This window comes from Psychrobacter sp. P2G3 (genome assembly GCF_001593285.1).
GTDB lineage: Bacteria > Pseudomonadota > Gammaproteobacteria > Pseudomonadales > Moraxellaceae > Psychrobacter.
Genome location: NZ_CP012529.1, coordinates 1,982,240 through 2,006,868, shown reverse-complemented (window position 1 = coordinate 2,006,868; position 24,629 = coordinate 1,982,240). Strand labels below are relative to the sequence as shown.

Sequence of the window (24,629 nt, the reverse complement as noted above, 5' to 3'; positions counted from 1 at the left end):
AGTTATTCGCAGTAGGGTTAGTATCAGTAAGATTAGTAGCAGTAAAGTAAGGTGAGTAATAATGTAGGCATTAGCAATTTAATTATAATCAGTACAAGCGCTTATCAACACGCCCTATCATTCTTAATATCAAATCATTGTTCAGAATACAAAGTAGGCAGCCTTATGTCAGCCGCATTTAGATAAGCATTAAAAGCGAGCGGCGTGCCACTACTTTGCATTAAAGCAGCTAACCCTTGTACATAAGCGTTTGCAGCTTGTGCTTGTTCGGTGCGAGCTTTGAGAGCTTGTGTTTGTGCTTGTACCACTTCAATCGTAGTATTTACGCCTTCTTGCAGTCCGAGGCGTCGTAAACGTAATACCTCTGTAGCCAAATCAACATTGCTTTGTAATGCTTGATAACGCGACTGAGCATTATTGACATCGTTCCAGTTTTTTTCCACCAGTAGTAGTAGATTGTCGCTCACTTCAATTTCGGATAGATCAGCTTGGCGAATTTTAGCATTACTGGATGCCAGTGATGCTGTTTTATCAAGTCCGCCCCATAGCTTCCAACTGGCTGATAGACCTGCAATCCAGCTAGGATCCTTCTCAACTTGTCCATAGCCATATAACATAACAGTGGGTTTATAACCGGTATCAGATAGCTCATGTAGTTTTTGGGCTTGCGCGCGTTTAGCAGCGACTTTCTGTAAGCCAGGATGATGGCTGAGTGCTAAATTTTGAAAGTAACTCACATCTGGTAGAGGCCGGCTGGAGACAAATAAAGGAGTCGTAGGTTTGATACGATAGTCAGTACGTAACAGACGTTGCAACGCAATCATAGCAAGGCGGGCGTCATTATTTGCGTTAACTGCTTCACTCTTTGCATCTGCCAGTGCAGACTGCGCTTCTAAACGATCTACACGTGATATAAATCCTTCTTCATATAGTCGCTTTGCCATATGGTCAGTCTGCTGCAACGTGTCATAGGCGTCTTCACGTAGGTAGGCGGCGATGATGGCTAGCTGTGCCTTAAAGTAGCGTTCAATCAAAGTATTATAAAGCTCGTTTTTATCGAGTATGCTGTCAGCCATTGCTTCTTGAGTGCGTGCATCTGATGCACCCGTAAGCGCAGTAGTACGCCCAGCAGTATAAACAGGCCAAGCAAAACCTATACCTGCTCCCGCCGTTGAACCCGAACGCTTAAAGTCATAGGAATCAGGAATACGATCGCCGACCATCTCACCAAAGTTTGGCAAATCTGGTAAGGGCGGGATAGGAGGAACAATATCACCAGTATTAGCACCAGCATTATTTACTCCGTTGATTACGCCATTCTTGAGCGTTGATAAATCAATATCTTCCTGCACGTTGTAGGTACTGGCTGATAGCTGCGCAAATACAAAAGGATTGTCTATCGTTTTAAGTGCATCGGTTTGATATTCACTGGCTGCAATCGCAGCTTGATTGGCCGCGAGCTTAGGTGAGACTTGCAACAAAATCTCTTGGGCTTGTTCAAGACTCAAAAAGCTAGCTACCTCTAAAGGATAACTGTTAGCGATGCTTTTATGAGTAATAGGGTCGACGAGAGTATCTAGAGTGAGGGTGCTTGACGGCTGTACCAAAACAGAGCTGGCGGCCTCAGTATCAGCCGTTAACTTTTTACTATTGCCTACCGTGCTGTTGTTGGTTGCATTGGCATTAGATGTATAGTTTGTGTCTATAATCTGAGTAGTAGCAATAGGCGATATTTCGTCCTTTGAAATAAGGTTTTTATCCTTACTCATAATTTCTATATTGCTGTTCGCTGCGGTATGAGTTGATATTCCTATCAGCATAATAGTGGCAATAGCACTAGGTAGAGATGAGATAACAAATTTCATAAGAGATATAAACCGTTAATCAGGAAGCAAAATTTTGTCGTATAAGATGTTTTAATACAGAGTACCTAAATAACAAGGATTGAATTAATCATCATTTATAGTATAAGTCTTAGCACTGATAATAAAGCGTACACTGTAGAGCCACAACCATGACGGGTCAATGCTTATTATTTACTTGTTATTCATTCAATATTGAGTTTTCTTATACTTAAGCAGGGTTTTTAACCTAAAACACTATATTATTTATAAAAAAAGATAAAAACCTGCTTCTCAATAAGAGTCTTTTGTTAATAGAAGATAGGCAAAAGACTAATGAAAAGATTTCAATGTAAGCAGTAATGCAAGCAGTATAGAGAGGCAAGCGCTATGTAGTATTATAAGACTATAAATTTCACAAAATGATGATGTATGTTTTATTTTATAACCTATTATGAGAAGAGACTACTATTAAAGTAGACCGCTATATATAAATAGATACTGAAAAATATAGACAGCTGTTAAAAATATTGGACAAATATAGCAAGCGATATTGCGAATTAAGAGTGAGAGGTAAATGATGGCAGGATATATATTAGCCTTGGATCAAGGAACAACATCGAGTCGGGCGATTTTATATGATGATCACGCGCGTCCTATTGAGATTGCCCAACAGCCCACCACGCTGCAAACGCCAAAAGCTGGCTATGTAGAGCAAGATGCGCGGCAAATTTGGCAAACTCAAATCAGCTGTGCTCACGATGTCATTAATCAAGCAGGATTACTCGCAACTGATGTTACTAGCATTGCTATTACCAATCAGCGTGAATCTATCGTCATTTGGGATAAGCAAACGGGCACACCGTTGGCACCAGCCATTATTTGGCAAGACAGGCGCACAGCAAAATACTGTCAGGACTTAGCTAACGATAGTATGGGTAATATGTCGGTAGGTCTGTCAAAGAGGGTGCAGCAGATTACAGGCTTACGACTGGACCCTTATTTTAGTGCCAGCAAGATTTCTTGGCTGCTTGAGCACTATCCTAAGATTAAAGCCCGCGCTGCAACTGGGCAGATAGCAGTAGGTACTATTGATAGCTGGTTGATTTATCAGCTGACAGGTGGCGAGCATGTCATCGATGTCACCAATGCTTCACGTACACTATTATATGATATTCATAAGCTGGCGTGGTCGGAGGAGCTGTGCGCACGCTTTGATATACCGATGGCGATACTACCAAAAGTGCTGCCATCAGATGGTGAGTTTGGTAAAACCAAAAAGGGTTTGTTCGCCAAGCAGATTCCTATCCATGCCGTATTGGGCGATCAGCAAGCAGCATTGTTTGGTCAAGGTTGTCTCGATCCTGGTATGGCTAAAAACACCTATGGAACGGGTTGTTTTATGCTGATGAATATTGGTCAGACCCCCAAGCTTAGTGAACACCAACTATTGACTACGATAGCTTGGCAGCGTAAAGAACCAATAAATCGTGTAGAAAACTTATCTATTAGTGACATTGTGCAATCCGGTAAACGTATGCTACAAACACCCACTTCTTTCTTTGGACGCGAAGTAAATTATGCGCTAGAAGGCAGCGTGTTTATGGCAGGGGCTATCGTACAGTGGCTACGTGATAATTTGGGGATGATTAAACAAAGCTGTGATGTCGAAGATTTAGCTCGGCAGGTAGAAAGTAGCGAGGATGTCGTGTTGCTTCCCGCGTTTACTGGTCTTGGAGCACCTTATTGGCGCTCTGATATTCATGCCAGTATTAGTGGCATGAGTCGCGGCACTACCAAAGCACACATTGCTCGTGCTGCTCTTGAGGCGATTGCCTTTCAAACTTATGACGTTCTTATCGCCATGCAAAAAGACAGTCCGCATCCATTAACCGAGCTACGAGTCGATGGAGGCGCTGCTAATAATGATCTGTTGATGCAGTTTCAAGCAGACTTGCTTGGTGTACCTGTTTTGCGTCCCAAAGATACTGAAATCACTGCTAAAGGCGCAGCGCTTCTTGCTGGTTTAAAAAGTGGATTGTATGATGATCAAACTATGAAAGAATCATGGCAAGTAGACCGTATCTTTGAGCCTAACATGTCAGCTGAGAGACGTGCCCAACATCTTGATAAGTGGCAACGCGTTATTACTAAGGCGTTAATGGATATCTAAAATATCTTTCAAAATGTATTAGATATAAAATTTTCATTAGGTATAAGTAGGCAAAGAATATTATCAAAGATACCTAAAACACTGTATTAACGACCATATCAGTATCAACATAAATACCTAATAATATGCTCTTTAATTACTATATTTAGCATGGATTTATATACACACGTTATAACTATACACCGTGTAACATAAGGTCATCGCAGTGTTGACATAATTTACATAAACGTTCTATCGATAAGTGTTGATAGTTTTTTATACTTCAAATGTGATTGATTAATACAACTTAATCCATTTCAAATTAATAACTAATAAGTATATAACTATCAATTTAAGGATAATATTATGAATAAACATGACAATGATCTTACAAATGACCGCGTAATCGATAACAATGACCGTGTCCTCACTGATGACTATCTTGAAGTTGGTGATAGAGAGCGTATCATCGATGACAACGAGCGCCGATTAACTGGTAGTGATCATACTATCAACAATACTGTCATTAGGCATGAAAATGACAATATTATAGAGGATCATGATGCGATTGATCGTACTGCTGTCAAGCACATGTCTAAAGAAGCGAGAGAAGACCTTAATGCAGATCCTATTACTGGTGAGCCAGGATCACATCCAGTAGGAACAGGTATTGGTGGCATCGGTGGTGCCGCAGCAGGCGCAGCTATCGGCACGATGGCAGGACCATTGGGTACATTAATTGGTGGTGCTATTGGTGCTATCGTTGGTGGCGGCGCAGGTCATGCAGCAGCAGAAGCTATTGACCCAACCCGTGAAGAAGCTTACTGGCGTGCAGAACATGCCAATGCTAGTTATTATCAGCAAGGACACGATTTTGACCGTGATCTACATCCAGCTTATGCAGTAGGCTATGCTAACCGAGCACGCTATCCTAGTGACGCGCGTTTCGAAGATCATGAAACAGATTTGCAGCGTTCATGGGAAGAAGTAAAAGGCGAATCACGTCTAGCTTGGGATGATGCTCGTCATGCATCACGTGATGCGTGGAATCGTGTTAGTTAATTATTATTTGAAACTAGCTTACCATCTCATTTGCTAATATATAATTATGGATTGTTCAAATATAAGCCGTATTATTTCAATTGAGTGAGAAGTGGTAAGCATAGTGTACAGAAACTTACCGCTTTGTGAATTACAAGGTGATAAATGTATACGTAGCCTGACTGACAGCCCCAACTAATGTAATTTATGCTATGTTAAAGCTTCCAAAGATGACTTTGGAAGCTTTTTTATTTGCTCATTGTTTTATTTTCTAATATCTTATGATTAACTGCCAGAAGACAGCATAACTACAAAGGATTATGAGACAATTTTGACCTCTTAGTAGAGTGATATTTTTAGTGCAATATAATAATATAAAACCAAATAAAAATAAGAATAGGTAAACTATGAATCGTCATGCGAATAATGATGAACAAAAGCAATTTTACATAGCTACTGCTAATCTACTTAATTTTGCCAATCCTGATCGAATTTATTATGACAATGCACCAGCATATGACCGTAAGGCTTACCAGCATAAGTTGCAAGGAATAACCGAATTACTTTCTAAAGCCCATGCAGATATTATTGCGGTACAAGAGGTATGGGATAGTGACGCTCTAGAAGCATTAGCTGTTTCGTTAGGTTTTAAAGCAGAACACGTGATTGCTCCACTTGCTAGTAATGACCATACTAGTCAATATACTCAAGGCCATGGCGCACAAAAAACGCCAGCTGTTGGTTTTATTAGCCGCTTTGCTCAGTTAGAAACTACGTTGTTAGAGAACATAGTCCCTGCAGCGGTAATTGATATCCCTGATGTTGGACCTTATCGTCAATTTAATCGTCCACCATTGTTACTACGTGTTGATGCGTATGGTCAACCAATAACGATTGTTACTGCTCACCTTAAAAGTAAACGTGCTTATTTTTTACGTGATGAGTCAGGCAACTTGTTAGAAGATATGGATGACCCTAATATCCGTGTTCGTGCCAAGCTGCGCAGCTTGTGTATGCGAGCGGCAGAGGCTGCATCAATACGTATGTCTATTATCAAGCGGCTACAACATACTCGTGAGCCATTGATATTGTTGGGTGATATGAATGATGTCACTGGTAGCGTAACGACGCAACTAATGGCCGAGACTGGCGAGGTGAACTATGACAAAAGTATGCGTGATGTTGCATTGTTCGATGCCGCTCGTATCCAAGCTCGCTATGGTTGGATGAAAGATGTCGCTTACACGCACATCTATCAAGGTATACCAGAGGTCATTGATCAACTATTCGTATCAGAAGAGTTTTTACCTGATAGCAAGTTTTCGCTAGGTCATGTTGAGCGAGTAGATTACTTTAACGATCATTTAAAGTGGGATTATTCAGATAGAGTAATTGATCATGGCATTGTCCGAGCAAAGATAAAACTTTACGATTAATCATATTTTGCAGTTGGTTATATTATTAATTGGCACATTATCATTCTAATCCGTTCACGCCCCTTGTTTGATAATGTGCAAGTGTTTATGATGCTTCTTCATTGGATATAGTAGTAACAATATTTACCACTAAACTGACATTAGCATGCTGATTTAGTGCTAATGTTATTCGATGAAGATCGTATTTATACATAATAGGGCGTAATACTAAGAGGTTTATAATGAGTGATCATAGAGATGACAAAATAGAAGACATATTGGTCGATTCAGAATTGGCAAAGAAGTTGGTGCCTAATAAGTTTAAGTTTACTAGTCAGCAAGGCCGCGTACGCCGTCAAAAACTGTTGATGGGTGCAAAGAAGCTAAGCGAGACTCGCGCTATTAATGATATTAGTTTAGCTGATGTGTGTGAAGAGGCGGGTATTCCGCGAGCTTCTGCTTATCACTTTTTTCCTAATATTGAAGCGATATTTTTAGCACTGCGTTTCTTAAATGCGATTGAAATTTTAGAAATACTAACCACTGTTGAGACGGTAGACTATGACAGATGGCAGGGTTATTTAACTGCGCTTATCCAACGCTGTGTGAATATCTTTCATGATGATCAAACCAAAGCTAAACTGATTTATGATACTAACACGCCAGATTTTGAAGGTGATAGTTTCGGTGAAGATATGGATCATCAAATCGTTGAGCTAGTCTATAAGCGTTTATCAGAGCGCTATGAGATGCCAAAGTTTGAAGATATACAAGATATACTTCTAGTGACCTATAGTATCATCAACGGCGTATTTACTTTATCTTATCGTCGTCATGCCAGTATCACAGATAATTATTTGCAAGAAGCGACCACTGCATCTATTGCTTACCTGCGTTGCTACTTGCCAGAAAAGTTACCACGCAAAAACCGTTAAGTTTTAATGGTTAAAATACGGTTGTTAGTACGACATAATAAAAAAGCTGGCGCGATGCCAGCTTTTTTGTGTCTTACAATCAGTACTCTAATTAATTAAATGGTTTATAGTCTTATATCCAATACGATAAGTGACGGTCGGTATTGGCATCGGTATCGTTGTAGAGTGTACTAAAAGTACACTATTATCACTTTTACTGTCAGCAACTTGAGTCGTTGGAGGCAATGATTGACCATGACAAACATCATCATGCGGATCTAACGGTGCATATTGCTTGTAATAATCAACAATTGAGCTTTCAAGTGCTACGTTAGTCTTTGAGTCGTGAGCATTGACATATGCTTCACGTGCTTGCTCTAACCAGCGTTCAGCCATACGAAAATGCGTACCAGACTGACGCCAACCGTGTGCACATTGATCAGCTGCTGCCCAAATCAAAGCCACCTCACTAAATGCTAGCTCACGTGGCGCAATAATTATACTGTTGCTATCTGTTGAGGTGCTGTCTTTTGAAGCACTATCTTTTAGAGCGCTTACTGTCGCCCACAAATCAGGCCTCATCAAAGCAGATGATGATGGAATGTCAGTCGTTAACTTCAATTCTTCATCAGCATTGCTTCGTAACTTTTGTAGAATATGAGCACCAGCTTTTAATGCTTGGCTACCAGCCTGTGTGTTGCTTTTAATACTATTTTCATGAGAAGCATAGTTGAGCCAAGCTTGGGCTTTATAAGCAAAATATTGCTGGCGTGAGGTTAGAGAGTTTTTTTGGTATAAAGCCAGCTCAGTCAGCATACAGTCGATAGTTTGCTGCTCAACCATCTTATGTTTTGGGCGAACATTTTGCGTGGCATTACCGTTGTAGCAATAGCTTATTGGAATAACAAAATCTTTATTCAGGCTATCATCAGCATGATTGTTACCTGCGGCCTGTACTAATGGTGATAGCGTTAATAATGTCATTACAGACAATATAGTACGCGTATGGCGTTTATAAGCCGATACTGTCGCTATCAATTGTGAAGTATTTAGCATAACGCAAGCCTTATTGTATGGTAATCCATTTACGAGCTATCTTATAATTTCTATCAGCTATTGTCATTTTTAAGACTATTTTATCCACTACATATCGCTTAAGTCTTAGTCTCAGTACTTAGGCTCAGTACTTAGGCGTTTGTTTTTACGTGGATCATCACGTTTGAACAAGTCCTCATCAAACTTGAAGCGCAGTCTAAAGTAAGCGCCTTCTTGAGTACTATCATCATAAGCGATATCTTCATCTTCAAAGCCCATGAAATTGTAGCCAAGTGACAACCACAAGTTAGTCATTGGACTATAACCAACCTCAGCACCTAACATATAAGCTAAATCGTTGGCTTGATTATTCCAGTATGTACCTGCTTGCAAGCCAACGTCCCAACGCTCGCCAATATCGTATAGACCGCGCACATAGGCGGCATGAGCTGTGTTTTCGCTCTCGAGATTATCAGCTTGGTATTGATTGTATTTACCCGCATAGTGTCCAGATAACGTCAATGGACGTGTTGGATGATAGTTACCACTCCATGACCATATTAGTGAGTCTTTTTGATACGGATCAGTGCCCGTGTCATTATCGTCTAAGCGATATTCAAGCTTGGCTAGCATGTCTAACTGATTACTGTCATAGTCACGGTAGGCAGCACCAAGCTGAAAGCGGTTGATAGTACGATGACCATCGTCATAGTCTACTCGTGAGTAGATGTCTTTTGCCAGTAGGGTAATGTCATCAGTATAGCGATAGGCGATACCGGCACTACCGAGCAGCGTATCACTAGTGTCACCCCAGCGTTTTTCTAGGCGGCCTGATGCTTTGTAGTCTTCTTTGGCAAGGTATTCAACACCAAAACCAACTGCGGTCGCAGTGCTATCTTTTTCACCTTCAAGCGATTCAACACGCTCAAATAAAGTGTTTAAGGTCAGACCTTCCTGGACATACCATTTGTTCTTTAGACCAATAGCTGCTTCAGCTTCACGTGCACTAATAGCATCGCGAGCACGGTATTCACTATAGACCTTACCATCTTTCATATAGGTGGCATCAAAACCTACAACAGTACGCTGACGCTCATCGGTATCATCAAGACCGTAGCTGCCTGATAGGCTGTTGATTAAGTCATGACGCGCATAAAGACGACCTAAATTACCTAGCGGAGTTTCGCCGCCGATAGAGGTTGCGTTACGTGCGCTATGATCAATATCTTGCTCATATTCAGCAAACACTAACGCTTTATTAAGCTTAGGCAAGCGAGCAGTAATACGGGCGCGGGCGGTCATGCCTTCGATATCTTTTTCTAAGGTATTTACGCCATTAAGTGCCGACTGGTTAATCAGACTGTCATTAAATATTGGCTTCTCATCCTCATCTACAATATCAGTGTTTATGACATCAGTTGCAGCTTGCGTATTACGTGAGGCAGCAGTCGCTTCTTGTTTATAATAACGTAGTCCAATCTCACCAACGATATTTTGACTAAGGCGTTGTTCTATACTTGCCTGTATACCTTCACGACTGGCTTCGGTAGTATGATCTTCGGTACGTATGCCTTCAAACTTTAGCGCAGTTGTTTTGTTCTTTAACTTATGAGTGACCTCTAATCCAGATTCAGTACGTCCAGCGGTTAGTGGAGAGGCACCAGTAACGAAGCCTTCATCGGCTTTATTATAATAAGCTTTGGCGCGCGTGCGGTTTTTGTCATCGTAGTTTAGCTCAATGCGTAGGGCGTCACCATCAGTATCGTCGCCTTCTTTTAGCTCTTTTACATTGATCTGATTGCTAGGCTCATAGTCAGGGTTTTCAGCTTTACTCTTGGCATATTCCGCAACCAGTTTTAACTTGTCGTTAAATTTGATCACACTGTTAACGCTGGCAAGCTCTTCTTTATTTAGTGGATCATCGCTATTGATGTAGCTACCACCGACAGAGACTTTATCTGTTAATTGTTGTTTGCCTGCCACGCCACCGACCCAATAGTTTTCGCCGCCTTCGTCCACTTCAACAGTGACACGTAAATAGATAGGATTGCCATCAACATCTTGACTAGCAATAGGGGCTTTAAGATACAGGCTGCGACTAATAGGATCAATTTCGTAGTCAGCAAAGCGCGTTAGTGTTTCACGGCTAATGATCAGGCCAGGGTTATTCGCATCACGAGTAATGACTTCGATGGTTTCAGAGTTTTCGAGTACTGCGTCAAAGTCGCCAGCGAGTGGATAAGGACCCGAAATACCGAGACCACGCGTTTCATTAACACGTTGTGATGAGCTGGTTTCAGCGAGGAAAGTCGTGATACGGGTATCGGTATCCTCAAATTGAGCTTTAATACCCGTTAAAGTGCGACTGTATTTACCAAGCTTAATACCATCGTCGTTATCAATCTGAGTTTTTAGGTCGCCGTACATAGCAAATGAGCGACCTTTATCTAAACGAATATATAGCTTGCTCGTAGACTGAGCGTCAAAACCTTTGGCTGATGAATCGCCGTATACTGGATAATATTCACCTGGATCGATATCGCGGAACAGACGTTCGCCTTTTTTGTCGCTGTCATAAGCTAGGGTCAGCAGATAGTCTCCACGTACTTTGCCTTTTAGGAACATGGCTGCGCGACCAGTTGCTGAATAGTCGTCACCACCTGCAAATTCATGTAGCTCTTCTTCAAATGCGCCTTGGGCATCGGTTATACTGCCGCTATCAAAGTCTTTTAATGATATAGCGCCTTCTACAATACCAACCGCGATGAGCGGGCGTAGCTTTGCCGTAAATTGTAGCGGAATCACTTGTTTGCTGCTACCAGTATCGATAATCAGCTCACCTTTACCTGGCGCATTTGGTGCAATTACTGGAATCAGTAGTTCGCCACCGTCTACGCTAAACTGGGTACCAGCTTGATCTTTATTACTGTCTTTTAGATTGATACGTCCAATATTGGTATCGATAGTGATAGGTGTTGATGGGATGTAAGGAAGATTGTTACGATCTTTTAGGCTAATGACTACTTGGTATTCGCTCACACCGTCAGCTTCAATCAAACGCTCTTGAGTACGATAGTTAATCGCTTGTAAGCTGTCAGGCGCGATGATGTCGATGGTTTGCTCTGAGATAACTTTGCCTGTTACGTCAGTGGCAACGCCGCGTAAGGTATTGCTACCACGCTTAAAATCAACAGCATAATAATCAAAAGCAGTAACGCTTTGATTGGCTTGTTCAGCTGTTTTACCGATTTTTTCTTCTGATACGGCTTTACCATTAGCGTATAGGGTAAAGTTTGAGCCTAATGGTGCTTGAACTTGAACCAACTGCTTGTACGAGTTCAACTGTTGACCCGAGCTCAAGTTAATGAAGGCTACATCATTATTAGCCACCTTTTTCAGGTATTCTTCAAGCTCTTTTTGTTTTGGAGGTGCGATAGTATTGACCGTTAAGTTAACACGCTCGGCAGTAGGGTTAGCCATATCAGCAACAATTGCTGAGTCACATTGAATACCACGGTCTAATTCATCATTAGACTTACAGCCACTAGCATCGACATTGTCGTCATTATTGAGGTCGTAATCAGGCTCCAAAGCCAACTCGCTCTTGACGGCTTGCTCAAGGGCATCATTTTTAGCACTAATATTTTTGCTACGTGTGATGAGTTCTTGATTTAAACGTTCAGTACTATCGGCCATGCCGCCTACCAACGCAAAATCTGCACGATGCATTTCACCATATTTTAAGTCGACGAAACGGCTACCGGCATCGCCTGCGTTACGATTACTTTGAGTAATGAGTTCAGTACCAATAGGTAAAGTCGTGCGATCAACTTTTAGTACGTGAGTCTTGGCGCTGATACCGTAGAAATTATATTTTCCTTCAGGATCTGTGACGATATAGTTGCCGTTTTCCATATAAATACGAACACCAGCGACACCAAGCTCATCATTATCTTTTTGTTGAATACCATCGCGGTTGATGTCATGGTATATTTTACCAACGATGATACCATCGGTATTCATAACGCCGCGGCTGACATCAATTTTCCATTGTGATTCTCTAGAGACTAATACTTGGTCGTTTTCATTGCGACCTTGAGCGATAGCGCGATTGATACCGTCACCACCTAAGGCAGATGAGCCAATCAATACGCGATAATTGATGGTTTTACTTTCACCAATCGCCATATCACCTAGACCTAAGACTTGGTACTTACCATCTGCTTTAAATTCAGTGGTTTGAGCTTTATCAATGCGTAAGCTACCACTCACGTAATCAAAACCACGTGGTAGCGCATCTTTTAGCTGGACATCATAAGCAGTTGCAGCACCATCATTTTTGACGGTGATATTATAATTAACATAGTCACCAAGATTGGCAGATTTTACATCGCCTTCTTTAGTCACTTGTAAATTAGGAGATTCGTTAGTAATGGCAATTTCGCTGCTGATTTGCTCGTCAATATAGTTAAAATCAGAATTATTGGGTTGCTCGTCTAGACCAACTTCTTTGTCAAGACAGGCGACCAGTTTAGCTTGTAGCGTGTCGTCTTGTAAGGTTTGAAGAATATTATCATCGAGCGCATTTGCATTATTTTGTGTTGGCGCTGATAAACGATACTTTCCCGTGTTATTGCCCGTTTCTATGGCTTTTAGAGAGTAGGTATCGCCTGTTAAAGGTGAGGTAATGGTCACCCAAATTTGATCTGGCTTATCAGGCTGTACATTACATTGGGCGTAGCTGGCTTCAACATAGATGTCATCGCCAATTTGTGAATTTCTTTTGCTACCGTTAAAGTTCCAAGTAGTGAAATTAATACTAGGCTCGACGATAATTAAACTATCGGTCACAACTGCCTTTACTGACGCATCTTCAACGACGACTGCACCAATCTTAATATCAGCAGTATCACCATCTTTTGCATTTCTATCAGTAAGAGCCTGAACGATGAGCTGAATACTCTCACCTTGCCCAATTTTGATTGAGTTGAGATTGGTGATCAATAAGTCATTTGAATCAATCAGACCGTCTTTATTGATATCTTGATAGACTGTAAAGTTAGATAGGCTGCTTGGAATATCGTAGCTTAGAGCGATGGTTTCATCACTATAGCTATTATTGGTTAATAGGTTTTTCCATATTACTTCACTGCCAGACGCTACAGTCTGCAATGGTGATTGGCTTAGGCGAAGGTCATACTTCTCTAACGCAGATGCTTGGACTTTTACTTGGTTTGAGGTGCTGGTTAATAATACTGCTTTGTCATTACTAACGTAATAGTGAGCATTGGCAATATTATCGATGATGCTGAGTACATCAGACGTAGCTGCCGCAGCGGAATTTGATTGCATAATCAGTATAGCTGCCGTTAATGCAGATAGCTTGGCTGCTTTAGCCGATAGACGAGTAGACTGAGCGATACAGTGAAATGTCATATTACGTGATTATCCAATCAAATCCAAAAACAGAGGGACTGTCTTTGCTTTGCTTACTTGTAGAGCAACTTAAGCAAAGACAGTTTTTGCGTTATCTATAAGCTTAATCACAGATAACGGTATATAAAAATAAGTAATTTACGTAATGCTAAAGTGAGCCAGGAGCAGCACCGTCAGGATTAATTTTTACCGAAAATACTAATGCTGCATATTTTTGCGGTGCTAAGCTAGGTACCGTGCCACTAACAGCAGTAGAATTAGCTGATGCCCCATAAGTATTGTCTGCAGGTGATGCATCTGCGTCAGCTACTTCGGCTAGCTTGACAGTAAAGGCAGGAGTGGTACCTGAAGTTAGTACTTCAGCTTTATTATTAAAGCGATCTGTCGTATCCGTTACGATCAGGTCAGTGAAGTTAAATCGTGTATCCGATGCTGAAAAGTTATTAAAGGCTGTAATTTTATAGACGATACAATCACCAGGTTCAGCACCGACATCACCTTGTGTAAATACCAGAGAAGCATTGGCGTTACACGTTTTATTTAGTGCTTGTTTTTTGACCAACTTGAGACCTTTTACCACAGTCGTATTCTCAACAGAGCGAGCACCTACCGTAGGCGCATCCTGTCCACCAGCGACTAACGTAACTGAGGTTTTTTCAGTAGAGTCAATGATTGCTTGTGTAGACTCTACTTTGTAGTTGATAGTGACACTTGAGTTCGGTGCCATACCAGTCCATGCTGCTCCGCCATTTTTGGGTACGGCTGTACTTAGATCATAATCGCCATTACCGTCCCGTGTGACTGTGTAGGTGAGGTTGGGAGTTGCTGGGTTGTCGTCAGCATCATATACCACCTCTACCGTGTTCGGTACTCGGGTAATTTGGTCGTTGGCACCTTCAGTGATAGTGAATTTAATTTCACCTACTTGATCGCCTTCAGTCTCTCTACCAGTATTTCTTATGACAGCTGAATGTGTAATCTGCGTCGTATCTGTCGTAGTAGTTGGTATCTCTTTAGTAGTAGGTGACGATATGTTAATAGCACGCTGGTTAGAAACTAAAGGTGCTGCTGAGTCACTACCAGTAGTTGTACTAACAGTACCGTCTGTAACTTCACTATCATCAGCAGCTGGATAGAAGTTACTGGTATTCTGTTTAGGGTCAGTACTATCCGTAGTGTCATAAATGATTTGGTTTTCACCAAGATTGAGAGTTATAGAGGCGTGGTTGATAATTTTTTTAGGATCAGCAAGTGGTTCGGCTTGATCTTTTTGCACATCGAAGGTAATAGTGGCTGTTTCACCTGGTGCTAAATTCAATAAAGTAACTCTAATGCTATCGTTAGAAGTGCTAGTACCTTTACCTTCTCTACCCGGTACGATGGTGGCATTATTACTGACACTTAAGTTCGGTTGATCTGCTAGACGTAAGCCCTCTGGTAAACCATCGAAAACAACGATGTTGTTGGCATTGGCGGCATAAGGTGCAGTCTCATCGTTACGGACAGTGACGGTATAAGTGACCTTCGATGTTGGATCATTTAAGTTTAGGGTGCTGCTTACCTTACTGGTAATTTTAAATACAGCTACCTTAGTAATACTATTGTCGATGTTGGTTAACGTGGCTTTAGTGGCATCAGAACCTGTAAAGAATTCACTAACTGCTGATAACGTTAAATTCTGTGAGTTACCGCCAACGTTCCCTGCTGTCTTTGCCGAAATTAATATCTCAGCGCGCTCATTAGGTTTGAGTTTAATGTCAGTGTTTTGAAAAACGCTACCAGTAACAGTGGTAGTGCTTTTTACAGAATTATCCGCATTATAGATAATGTAAGTGACATTGGTAGCGTCTAGATCATAAGAGCTTGCATCTTGCGTACTACCTGGAATAGTACCGCCCTGAGCTAAGTTAAGCCTATAAGTATCTTCTACGTTACCTGAGTTGGTTAAGATATGGTTAAAGGCAACACGACCTTTCGGGGTCACTATTGCTGCTTTATTAAGATCATCTTTAAGTTCGCCATCTTCATTTGTGGCGGTCAAGCTAAACGCTGCACTTTGCGTGATGTTAACAGTTACAGGATTAGACTGAACCGCAGTTTGCGCAACAGTGCCTATTTTATAGGTAGCACTGGCTATGTTTTTAATGGTAGGAGTCGATGCGGCTATTGATTCAGCTGCATTCGCAACATTAGTCATGCCAAAAGCCGCTGCGATACCGACTGTCAATACTGAGTACTTAAAGGTGCTGGATTTCATCCAGAGATTCTCCTGAGTAAAAAAATGAATAGCTAAGGTCAAAGTTAAAAGGTTTAGTTGACAGTGGTATTAAGTGATACATCTGCTGATTTGTTCGCCGGAAGTAATTTAATATTCCAACGAAGCGCTTTGTATTCAGATAATGGAACTTTGACGACTTTGCCATCTACTTTGCGCATAAGCGGCATATCAGCATAATTTTTGCCATCGATAGTTGCTTGTGCGCTGTTTGGTTTTGCCTCGCCAGTAAATATCATGCTGGCAGGAATAGGGAGAGTCACAGCAACATCGCTAATAGGCTGATCAATGACATTGGTATAAGTAGCGCGGTACTGTACAGTCTCACCCTTCTGAGCATTTGATGCTGCGATGTAGCTGACCTTGCCGTCAGCCGTTTTTACAATCTTATTGGCCTGTAGCTCCATCTTTAGAGCATCTGCTGCGTACGATATATTGATTAAGCATGCAGATACTGCAGTGGCGATAAGAGCGTGGCGTAAAAATTGAAATAATTTCATATCAAATTCCTCAGTTGGGTAAATTCTACGTGCAATATCCTTGCCAACCTACACAGAAATGTGAGTACGAACAATGGTTTGCTAGTAAAAGGTGCAACAATTTTTTGTTTTTTATTCTCACAGAGAACCGATAAATAGTCACCAAATAACCGATAAATGACGTTTACGAGTTCCTCAGTGGGATGTGAATTACTTAAAAAATCAAAGCCTTAGTCATTTAAGGGTTTGTATTTTTAGAGCCATATTTAGTATTAAAGTATAAAATTGCCTTAGTTGGCTCCGTTGAAGATACAGACGTTTTTAATAAATCAAAGGCATCAGAAATAATTACACCGTTTACGCCTATAGGTGCCGATGTATTAGTGCTTCTGAATACTGATGAAGGGTTTCCTAACGGTCTTGGCAAGTTAAATACAGACTCGACGGGCGTACGCTGTAAAGAGTCGTTAATTTTAACTTCATTCAAGTCAACATGACCGCGATTGTAAGCTTCTAACTTATAAGCGATACAGTTTCCTGGCTTAACATCATTGGCTGGATTGATACTAAAACCTGTAGTCGGCTGACTAGTATTAGTGATGCTAGAGTAGTTAAGCGTGTCATTACAGGTATGTACATACTGGAGCTTTTTGAGTACCAACGCTGTGTTGTCTGCTTTTACTTCACCAAAATCAAGATTGCGTGTGACATCACCTGAGCTGTTCTTTTCAGTTTTATAGTTATAGACGTTAGCGACTAGCGCGACTTCTTGAGTATTAATAGTCGTATCTTCACTATAGTCCCAAGGGTTTGGTTCAGTTTCGACTAGACAAACTTTTGATCTACCTACAAGGGTGTTTGGGCTGACGCTGAAACTATATCTACCTAAACTTGCTGCAGCACTTGAGACGGTTTGCGGATTGGGTGAAGTGGATACGATATTGTTGCCATTGCAATCAGTGAGACTGATACGTAAGTTAGGGTCATAGATACCTGATTCATTGCTATCAAATACACCATTATAATAATTACCGTTACCTGTAAAGGCCGCAGAAATATCCTGCTTAGTACTGGTGCTAGCTGTGATACCGCCATTGTCATTAAAGACGATACCTGCAAAGGTATAATTCGATGGGACACTAGCAGATGGACTGTTAGTAATAGTACAAGTGATCTCGTCGCCATGAGTGGCATTGGATATAGTAAATGAGCGAGTTTTGGCAGACGCGTTATAAGTCATCGCAGTAGTAGGCATGACGGTCGTACTACCATTCGTAGCGTTGTTGCAAGTGTAAGCCGCATTGTAGGCAATGATATCGCCATTGTTTTGATTGTTCGTAACACGCTCAATGATCGTATAAGTCGTACTGGTTGCAAGCTCTACGACACCGCTATTATCATTAGTAACAACTTGTCCTGAGCCAGTCGTTTCAAATGTCTTGAGTAATGTTGTGGCATTGTTGATACTGATAGAAAACTGATCGCGATTGATATTAGTATCATTGACGCGATTACCATCAAGCTGTTTTTTAATAATAATTTTGGGAGGAGCAAGACAGAAGTAAAAATCTGAATAGCCAATAGCATGGGGACTATTTCTTTGCGTCAGCGTATTGCTATGCTTTAGATTAAGAAAAACATCAGCAATGTTATAACTCCAAGCTGCATCAATAGTACATCCTCCCGTACCGCAGTTCAGTCCTTCACGAGCTTTTACGATATCTTTAGCAGTATTGATAGTGTGAAAATTAGGATTAGAGGTCAGTTGTCCTTTCTTAGCAGAAACATCAACCTGTTCGATATAGGGCACTTGCCCAGAGCTGCCAGTCGAATCCAAATCTTGTATTTTATAACCAACTTTACTCACTGATCGATTGATACTGATATCTAAAATATGGTTGATTTTGGTAGCAGGAGAGTCGTGAACTAAATTCAGCGCTGATGTAGTAGCGCCATTGATAGATCCATAAAAGGGAGGCGTACCACCATAGTTATTATTTAAGTCTAAAAGTAGGGGGAAGTTTATTAAAAAAGTCTTATTACCGGAGGTCTCTACAAACGTAAAAGTATTGGAAGGATTGCCTGTCGTCCAGCTGAGAGCTTGAGAGTTTATAGGGCTATATGCTGGCGGGCTTGCTCCAATATAGTACATCTTATGAGTAGCTGGGCAGCTGCCTGCTGTAGAGGTTGGGGTAGATGATGGTAAGAATGGGTTAGCGTAGACATTTTGACTGCCTATACTCATTCCAACGAACAAGAGAGTAGATATAGTTAGGCCTAGTACTGGTTTTATGTCTATATGTCTTTTGGGGGTCGCATGGTTACTTTCTTGCATCTTATTCCCTCGGAGCTAAATTTACTCTAAACATTACAATGTGGAATGATTAAAGTGCTTATACCGTAAACGGTAACTAAAGCATGACTAAAGGCAAAAAATCACCGAATTTAGATTGGAATGTGCAAAATATATGCCAAAAATTAAATATTGATTTAAGGTGGCGCTATTAAAGCTTAGGTTTAGAGATAAAGAATGAGGCAAAAATTTCCTCAGTTTCTTTGACGAAAATTGGCAATTCACACAAAATCGGCTACGCAAACCTGAGGTTTAGGTTTGTATTCTGAAAAGGGTATGTGGATAATAAAGTGATAGGCTTTAAGTATTAATAAAAGCTAGGTAGGAAAATGGAAGTTAGAAAGCAGAAGTCAGCAAACTGAAATTGGAGCTACCTTAATACGCGATTAAGATAGCTCTTTAAGCTTTAAATACAGTATATGAGAATTGAGTTAAGGTTGGTTAGTACCTGTTTGAGAAATCTTCGCAGAGAAGTAAACAGTACCTGTTTCACCTGCTGCTAGGCTACTAAACGTCCCTATCAAGTTTGGAGCAGTATAAGTTGCTGTAGCTGCAGGTGAACTTCCTGAAGTCTCAGAACTAAAGTCCTTTTCATAGATAATTTTAGGTGTCTCTAACACATCCGTTACTGCAAGACCGCTAATGATTTTAGCAGTATCTTTGAAAGTGTTTTCAGCAGTGATTTTATAGTAGATACAGTTACCAGGTTTGGCTTCACCACCACTGATAGTAGTATCAGCCCAGCTAAGCGAAGTTAAGGCTGCGCCACAAGCTGCTACTGCTTGGTACTTGAGTAAATTGATACCTTCCATAGTGGTAGTAGAGCTTACACTAGCGTTAGCAGGTGCAGGTGTGTCGGCAACTGGTCCTTGTGGCAATACAGTAATAGCCATGGTTTCAAGGCTACCAAGATCATTCGTGCCACCTGTAAGGTTACTGCTTGAACCGCTTGTATTTACTTTTACGCCAATCTTTACAAACTCGTTAGGCAATAAACCAGTTGTTGCTGCTTCATTAAGGTCATATCCCTTAGCAGTTTTGGTCAAAATGGTCTCACTGCTATCATAGCTACCATTATCGTTAGCATCTACAAACACTTCTGTTTCAACAATAGTGATGTTGGCATGATTAGTAGTTGGGGCTACCGTAAAGTAAACTTTATCAGCACTAGCGGCTTCGGTTATATCTGTACCTGCGTTAGTGATAGTATAGATATAAGTATTATTTTGACTTATAAGTCCAACTTCTTTGTCATCAGTATCGCTAGTAATCGTTAGGTTACGAGTCTGGCTACTGGTGGTAATAGTAGAGTTAGAGTTGCTATCTTTACCTTTGTAGTTGGTAGCAGTGGTATCTTCGTAGGTTTTTTCAGTAACACCACCTGCCGAATCACCTGAGCTATCAACAAGATCAAAAGAACCATTGCCATCAACATCATCTTCAACGAGGGCATAGTTGGTGATATTAGTGCCAGTAGCAGGCGTAGTCGTATCTTTCTTCGCACGGAAAGTAACAGTAATGGTTTCATTCATTTTGATATCTTGACCACTAACAGTTATCTCTTTGCCAGTGGTTGAAATATTTGCATCCTTAGCCGTACTTGTACCAGACGCGACTACCGTCGGCGTTATATAGTTAGTCTCTCCAGACTTTATGGCCACCAAACCTACAGGTAAGGCGTCAGTAATTCTTACTGCTGTACCATCGATGTTACCTTCGTTTTTCACAGTAATCGTATAGTCAACATAGGCGTTAGCATTATTGGTATCGAATGTTTTGTTGTTAAGATTGGTGGTAGCAGACTTAGTAATGGCATAAACAGGGGTAGTCGTAATAGCGTTGTTGGTGTTAAGCGCTTTTTGGTCTGCTGTTGTCTGACCTTTGTTTGTTAGATATGCACTGGTCGCTGTAACGGTAAAGGAGGTGTTATTACCGATAACACGATCAGAACTTGTAGTAGCGGTAATAGTAATGTCAGCAGTTTGACCTGGTTTAAGCGTTATCGTTCCACCAATTGCAATGGTCTCAGAGTTACCAACATTGGTATTACCTTCTTTTATTTGGTACTTGATGGTAGCGCTAGCAGGTAAGCTGTTTGATGGATTGGCTAAACTAATAGTATACGTATCAGAGATGTTACCATCGTTACTGAGCGTATGGTTGAAGTCTACAGAAGAACCAGCGGCAGGGTGGATTGCGATGTTTTCGTTTAGGTCATCACCAATAGCACCACCACTACTTGTATCATCATTTTTGGCAACTAAGCTAAATGCTCCCGTTTCAGTCACATTGACGACGACTTCATTTGACTCGGCTCTTTGCTGATTACCTGTGTTATCAGCGACAGTATAAGTAGCCGTTGCCTTGTTCGTCACAGAAAAAGCATTCTCTTTGTCATATACTACATCGGCAGCGTTTGCAGTAGTTAAACTCATAGCGGCTACAACGCCGACGGTTAATATTGAATATTTGAATGTATTAGACTTCATGTGGTAAATCTCCAAAAAGTGTCGCGCAAAGTAATCAAAGTTGTTAATTGATAAAGGTTATTAATTAATAATGGTATTAAGAGATACGTCTGCTAGTTTGTTCGCAGGAAGCCACTTAATATTCCAACGAAGTGCTTTATATTCAGCCAATGGAACCTTGACGACCTTGCCGTCTACTCTGCGCATAAGCGGCATGTCCGCATAGTTTTTGCCATCGATTGTTGCTTGCGCACTTTTTGGTTGTGCTTCACCAGTGAATATCATGTTTGCAGGTATCGGCAAAGTCACAGCGACATCGCTAATAGGTTGATCAATGACGTTGGTATAAGTAGCGCGGTATTGTACGGTCTCACCCTTTTGAGCATTTGATGCGGTGATATAGCTAAGCTTGCCATCAGCGGTCTTTATAATTTTATTAGCTTGTAATTCCATCTTTAAAGCGTCTGTCGCCTGTGCGCTACTGAATAACGCAGCAGATACCATCATGGTAGTTATAAGTTTTTTTAGATAAAGTCTAGATTTCATGATTTTTTCCTTTCTTCCTTTACCCTAATCAACCAGTCAAAAAGCCTCAATGTAGGACAAATATAGATTGTTTAAACACAGGAGATTTACGGTTGCACATTTCTGCAAGCAAAAAGAGTTCATACTCTTTATGTTATAAAGTGTATTTTTATTGTGCTATCGATATTTGTGTATTACTTATACGGAATATAAAGAGAAAACACTAACATTGCGACTAAAGTCAGATAGGTGGAGTTTTGAGATAGTTAAGCGGTAAAGGCTAAAATTTAGCCTTGTTTAAGTTTTTATTATCAATCCTATAATCACAGGTTTGTAGTTAAAATAAGACCAGCTTGATCAGCTCAAGCTAATTAATCTAATAGCTAACATTAGCAACTACTTGGACTGTGTCGAACCATATTGGGTATTAAAGTAAAAAATACGTTTCTCTTTTTTGGGTAAAGTAGCAGATGTAGTAGTAATCATGCCATTTTGTCCGTTGTTTAACCCATCGTTAAAGATGCCAGTTGCGCGTGCTGGTCCTGCTAGTACAGAGGTAACCGTGGGATCTGCTGGATTATTGGGATCTTTTCGCTGTAGCACGTCTTGCATGACAAAGTTACCGATAGCGACATTCGAGCGGTTAGTGGCAGTGATTTTATAGGCAATACACTGACCTGGCTTGATGTCTACACCTGCACCAGTTGTAGAGCTGGAAAGAGGGTTTTTGCTATAAGTTAAGCTAGTAAAGTTAGTGAATTTACAATCGTTAGCCGCTTGTTCTTTTTCGAGTACCAGCGCTGCATTATTAGCAATGACTCTGCCGAAGTCATTGTTTGGATAGTTGTAATTATTCGCTGTTAGCGCAATGCTTCGCTTTTCAGTAGTTGTACGAATGGGATAAGTGGGGCTTGTGTTATTATTAGTTTCTATAAGACAGACAGGATTGTTGCCAGCTAATGTGGCATTAGGCACGGTAATTTGATATTTGCCTATATTGCTACCAGAATTTTCCACAGCCTTTGTAGTATAGACAGTACTGGTATTGGTGCAACTCACTAGACTGACTGTACTACCTGCTATACCATTTTCAGAAGGAATATTAAACAATCCGTCGAAGTAGTTAGCATTGTTATAGACGCCGCTGTCTATAGTAGCGTTTCTGATATCCGCTTGCGCTTCGGTAATACCGCCATTGTCATTGAAGACTATTCCTGAGAAAGTGTAGGTTGCTGGACTGTTGGTGATGGTACAAGTAATCTCATCGCCGTAAGTAGTACCAGAAATAGTGAATGAGCGAGTTTTGGCAGTCGCATCATATTTCATCGCGGTAGTTGGCATAGCGGTTTTGCTACCAGTTGTAGCATTGCCACAGGTATAGGTGGCATTATAATTTGCTATGTCCCCAAGCGTAGTCCCATTCATAACTCTTTCAGTAATCGTATATGTTGTGCTTTCTGCTAAATCTATGACGTTGCTGCTACCGTTAGTAATCGTTGTGCCTGTGCCAGTAGTTGTAACGTTATTGCTAGCGACAGAGCCACCAGTAACCTTTATCTCAAATTGATCGCGCTTGGCTTCGGTATCATTGACACGTGTACCACCGAGTACCTTTTTTACGACAAGTTTTGGCGGTGCAAGACAGAAGTAGAAGTCTGAGTAGCCTACGATATGTGCACCGTTAATTTCACGCTTTGTATTATTATGTTTTAAACTAAGAGGAGTATTAGCAAGGTTATAATTCCAACTGGTATCGATGTTACATTCTCCGATCCCACAGTTTTCACCCTCTTTTGCCGTTACTATATTATTATTAGAATTGATAGTTTGAAAAATACTATTAAATGTTACTTTTCCATTATTGGTCGATACATCTACTTGCTCAATATAGGGTATAAAACTGAAAAAATAGTAATTAACCTTTGTAGAGTCTAAATCTTGTATTTTATAGCCTGTTTTACTTATAGAACGATTAATACTTATATCTAAAATATGATTGGTTTTTACACCAGTAGAGTTATGAGACAAGTTAAGGGCCGACGAAGTAACACCACTGACGGATCCATAAAATGGTGGTTGGCCATAATCGTTGTTTAGATCTATTGCAAGAGGAAAGTTAATGTTAAAGACTTTATTACCTGAAGCTTCAATAAATGTAAAGTCCTTTGTAATACTTCCTGTACTCCAACTCAGCGGTTGAGTTTCTATAGGAGTATGTTTTGGTGGACTTACGCCTATGTAATACATTTTGTGTCCAGATGGACAGCTAGCTATTTCGGAAGTTGGAGAAGATTCAAAAAGGTTTGGCTCAAGAGCAAAAGATGTATTACTGATGAATAGAAGAGTAACAAAGGCTATCAACGCTAGCATTCGATGTTTATAGTTACTGAATGGATGGCTACTTATTGAACCTAAAAAGCGTTGAGCTTGATACATATGACTATTCCTAAACCGAATATTGGCCTAATTTGTATATTTGTTGATTACATTTGTGCAAATTGTTTAATATATGATGTTAGAAGATATGTAATATAGCGTCCATCTATATGGTTACCAACGGTTGATTTAACGTGATGGGGTCTCTTTAGTTATAGGGTGAATGCAATTGATGGCTGAGGAAATCAGGATACGTAGATAGGAAGCTAAGTATGTTTCTCACTGTCATTTTTAAAAAAACTAATCGCTATTTATCTAC

13 protein-coding genes are annotated in these 24,629 nt (G+C 40.7%); 4 read left to right on the top strand and 9 right to left on the bottom strand.

What is annotated here, in order from left to right:
• Positions 1 to 134: 134 nt before the first annotated feature.
• Positions 135 to 1,865, bottom strand: a complete 1,731-nt coding sequence (locus AK823_RS08145; protein WP_068328104.1) for a TolC family protein — start codon at positions 1,863 to 1,865, stop codon at positions 135 to 137.
• 556 nt (positions 1,866 to 2,421) lie between these two features.
• On the opposite strand from AK823_RS08145, the gene glpK reads away from it, so the two are divergent.
• The 4 genes from glpK (at position 2,422) to AK823_RS08125 (ending at position 7,384) form a co-directional block, all read left to right on the top strand.
• The gene (gene glpK, locus AK823_RS08140; protein ID WP_068330240.1) at positions 2,422 to 4,014 is read left to right on the top strand and encodes a glycerol kinase GlpK; all 1,593 of its coding nucleotides are present in this window, start codon (positions 2,422 to 2,424) and stop codon (positions 4,012 to 4,014) included.
• A gap of 570 nt (positions 4,015 to 4,584) precedes the next feature.
• Positions 4,585 to 5,055, top strand: a complete 471-nt coding sequence (locus AK823_RS08135; protein ID WP_068330238.1) for a hypothetical protein — start codon at positions 4,585 to 4,587, stop codon at positions 5,053 to 5,055.
• 386 nt (positions 5,056 to 5,441) lie between these two features.
• Positions 5,442 to 6,470, top strand: coding sequence for an endonuclease/exonuclease/phosphatase family protein (locus tag AK823_RS08130; RefSeq protein ID WP_068328103.1), 1,029 nt, complete (start codon positions 5,442 to 5,444; stop codon positions 6,468 to 6,470).
• Positions 6,471 to 6,691: 221 nt separating this feature from the next.
• The gene (locus tag AK823_RS08125; protein ID WP_068036176.1) at positions 6,692 to 7,384 is read left to right on the top strand and encodes a TetR/AcrR family transcriptional regulator; all 693 of its coding nucleotides are present in this window, start codon (positions 6,692 to 6,694) and stop codon (positions 7,382 to 7,384) included.
• An 87-nt stretch (positions 7,385 to 7,471) separates the two neighbouring features.
• Here the strand turns inward: AK823_RS08125 and AK823_RS08120 are convergent, their stop codons facing one another.
• The 8 genes from AK823_RS08120 to AK823_RS08085 form a co-directional block, all read right to left on the bottom strand.
• Positions 7,472 to 8,419, bottom strand: coding sequence for a hypothetical protein (locus tag AK823_RS08120; protein WP_203226553.1), 948 nt, complete (start codon positions 8,417 to 8,419; stop codon positions 7,472 to 7,474).
• A gap of 111 nt (positions 8,420 to 8,530) precedes the next feature.
• Complete coding sequence (locus AK823_RS08115) at positions 8,531 to 13,834, bottom strand: SdrD B-like domain-containing protein (protein ID WP_068328102.1); 5,304 nt, start codon at positions 13,832 to 13,834, stop codon at positions 8,531 to 8,533.
• A 148-nt stretch (positions 13,835 to 13,982) separates the two neighbouring features.
• The gene (locus AK823_RS08110; RefSeq protein WP_068328101.1) at positions 13,983 to 16,091 is read right to left on the bottom strand and encodes a DUF11 domain-containing protein; all 2,109 of its coding nucleotides are present in this window, start codon (positions 16,089 to 16,091) and stop codon (positions 13,983 to 13,985) included.
• A 53-nt stretch (positions 16,092 to 16,144) separates the two neighbouring features.
• Positions 16,145 to 16,609 carry a hypothetical protein gene (locus AK823_RS08105; protein ID WP_068328099.1) on the bottom strand — a complete coding sequence of 155 codons (465 nt, stop codon included), beginning with the start codon at positions 16,607 to 16,609 and terminating at the stop codon, positions 16,145 to 16,147.
• Positions 16,610 to 16,826: 217 nt separating this feature from the next.
• Positions 16,827 to 18,923: a hypothetical protein gene (locus AK823_RS08100; protein WP_149031853.1), complete on the bottom strand. Its 2,097-nt coding sequence runs from the start codon at positions 18,921 to 18,923 to the stop codon at positions 16,827 to 16,829.
• A gap of 449 nt (positions 18,924 to 19,372) precedes the next feature.
• A complete protein-coding gene (locus AK823_RS08095; RefSeq protein WP_068328095.1) occupies positions 19,373 to 21,430 on the bottom strand; it encodes a DUF11 domain-containing protein in 2,058 nt (685 codons plus the stop codon).
• Between the two features lie 60 nt (positions 21,431 to 21,490).
• Positions 21,491 to 21,955, bottom strand: a complete 465-nt coding sequence (locus tag AK823_RS08090) for a hypothetical protein (RefSeq protein ID WP_068328092.1) — start codon at positions 21,953 to 21,955, stop codon at positions 21,491 to 21,493.
• A gap of 375 nt (positions 21,956 to 22,330) precedes the next feature.
• Complete coding sequence (locus AK823_RS08085; protein WP_149031852.1) at positions 22,331 to 23,962, bottom strand: hypothetical protein; 1,632 nt, start codon at positions 23,960 to 23,962, stop codon at positions 22,331 to 22,333.
• Between the last annotated feature and the right edge of the window lie 667 nt (positions 23,963 to 24,629).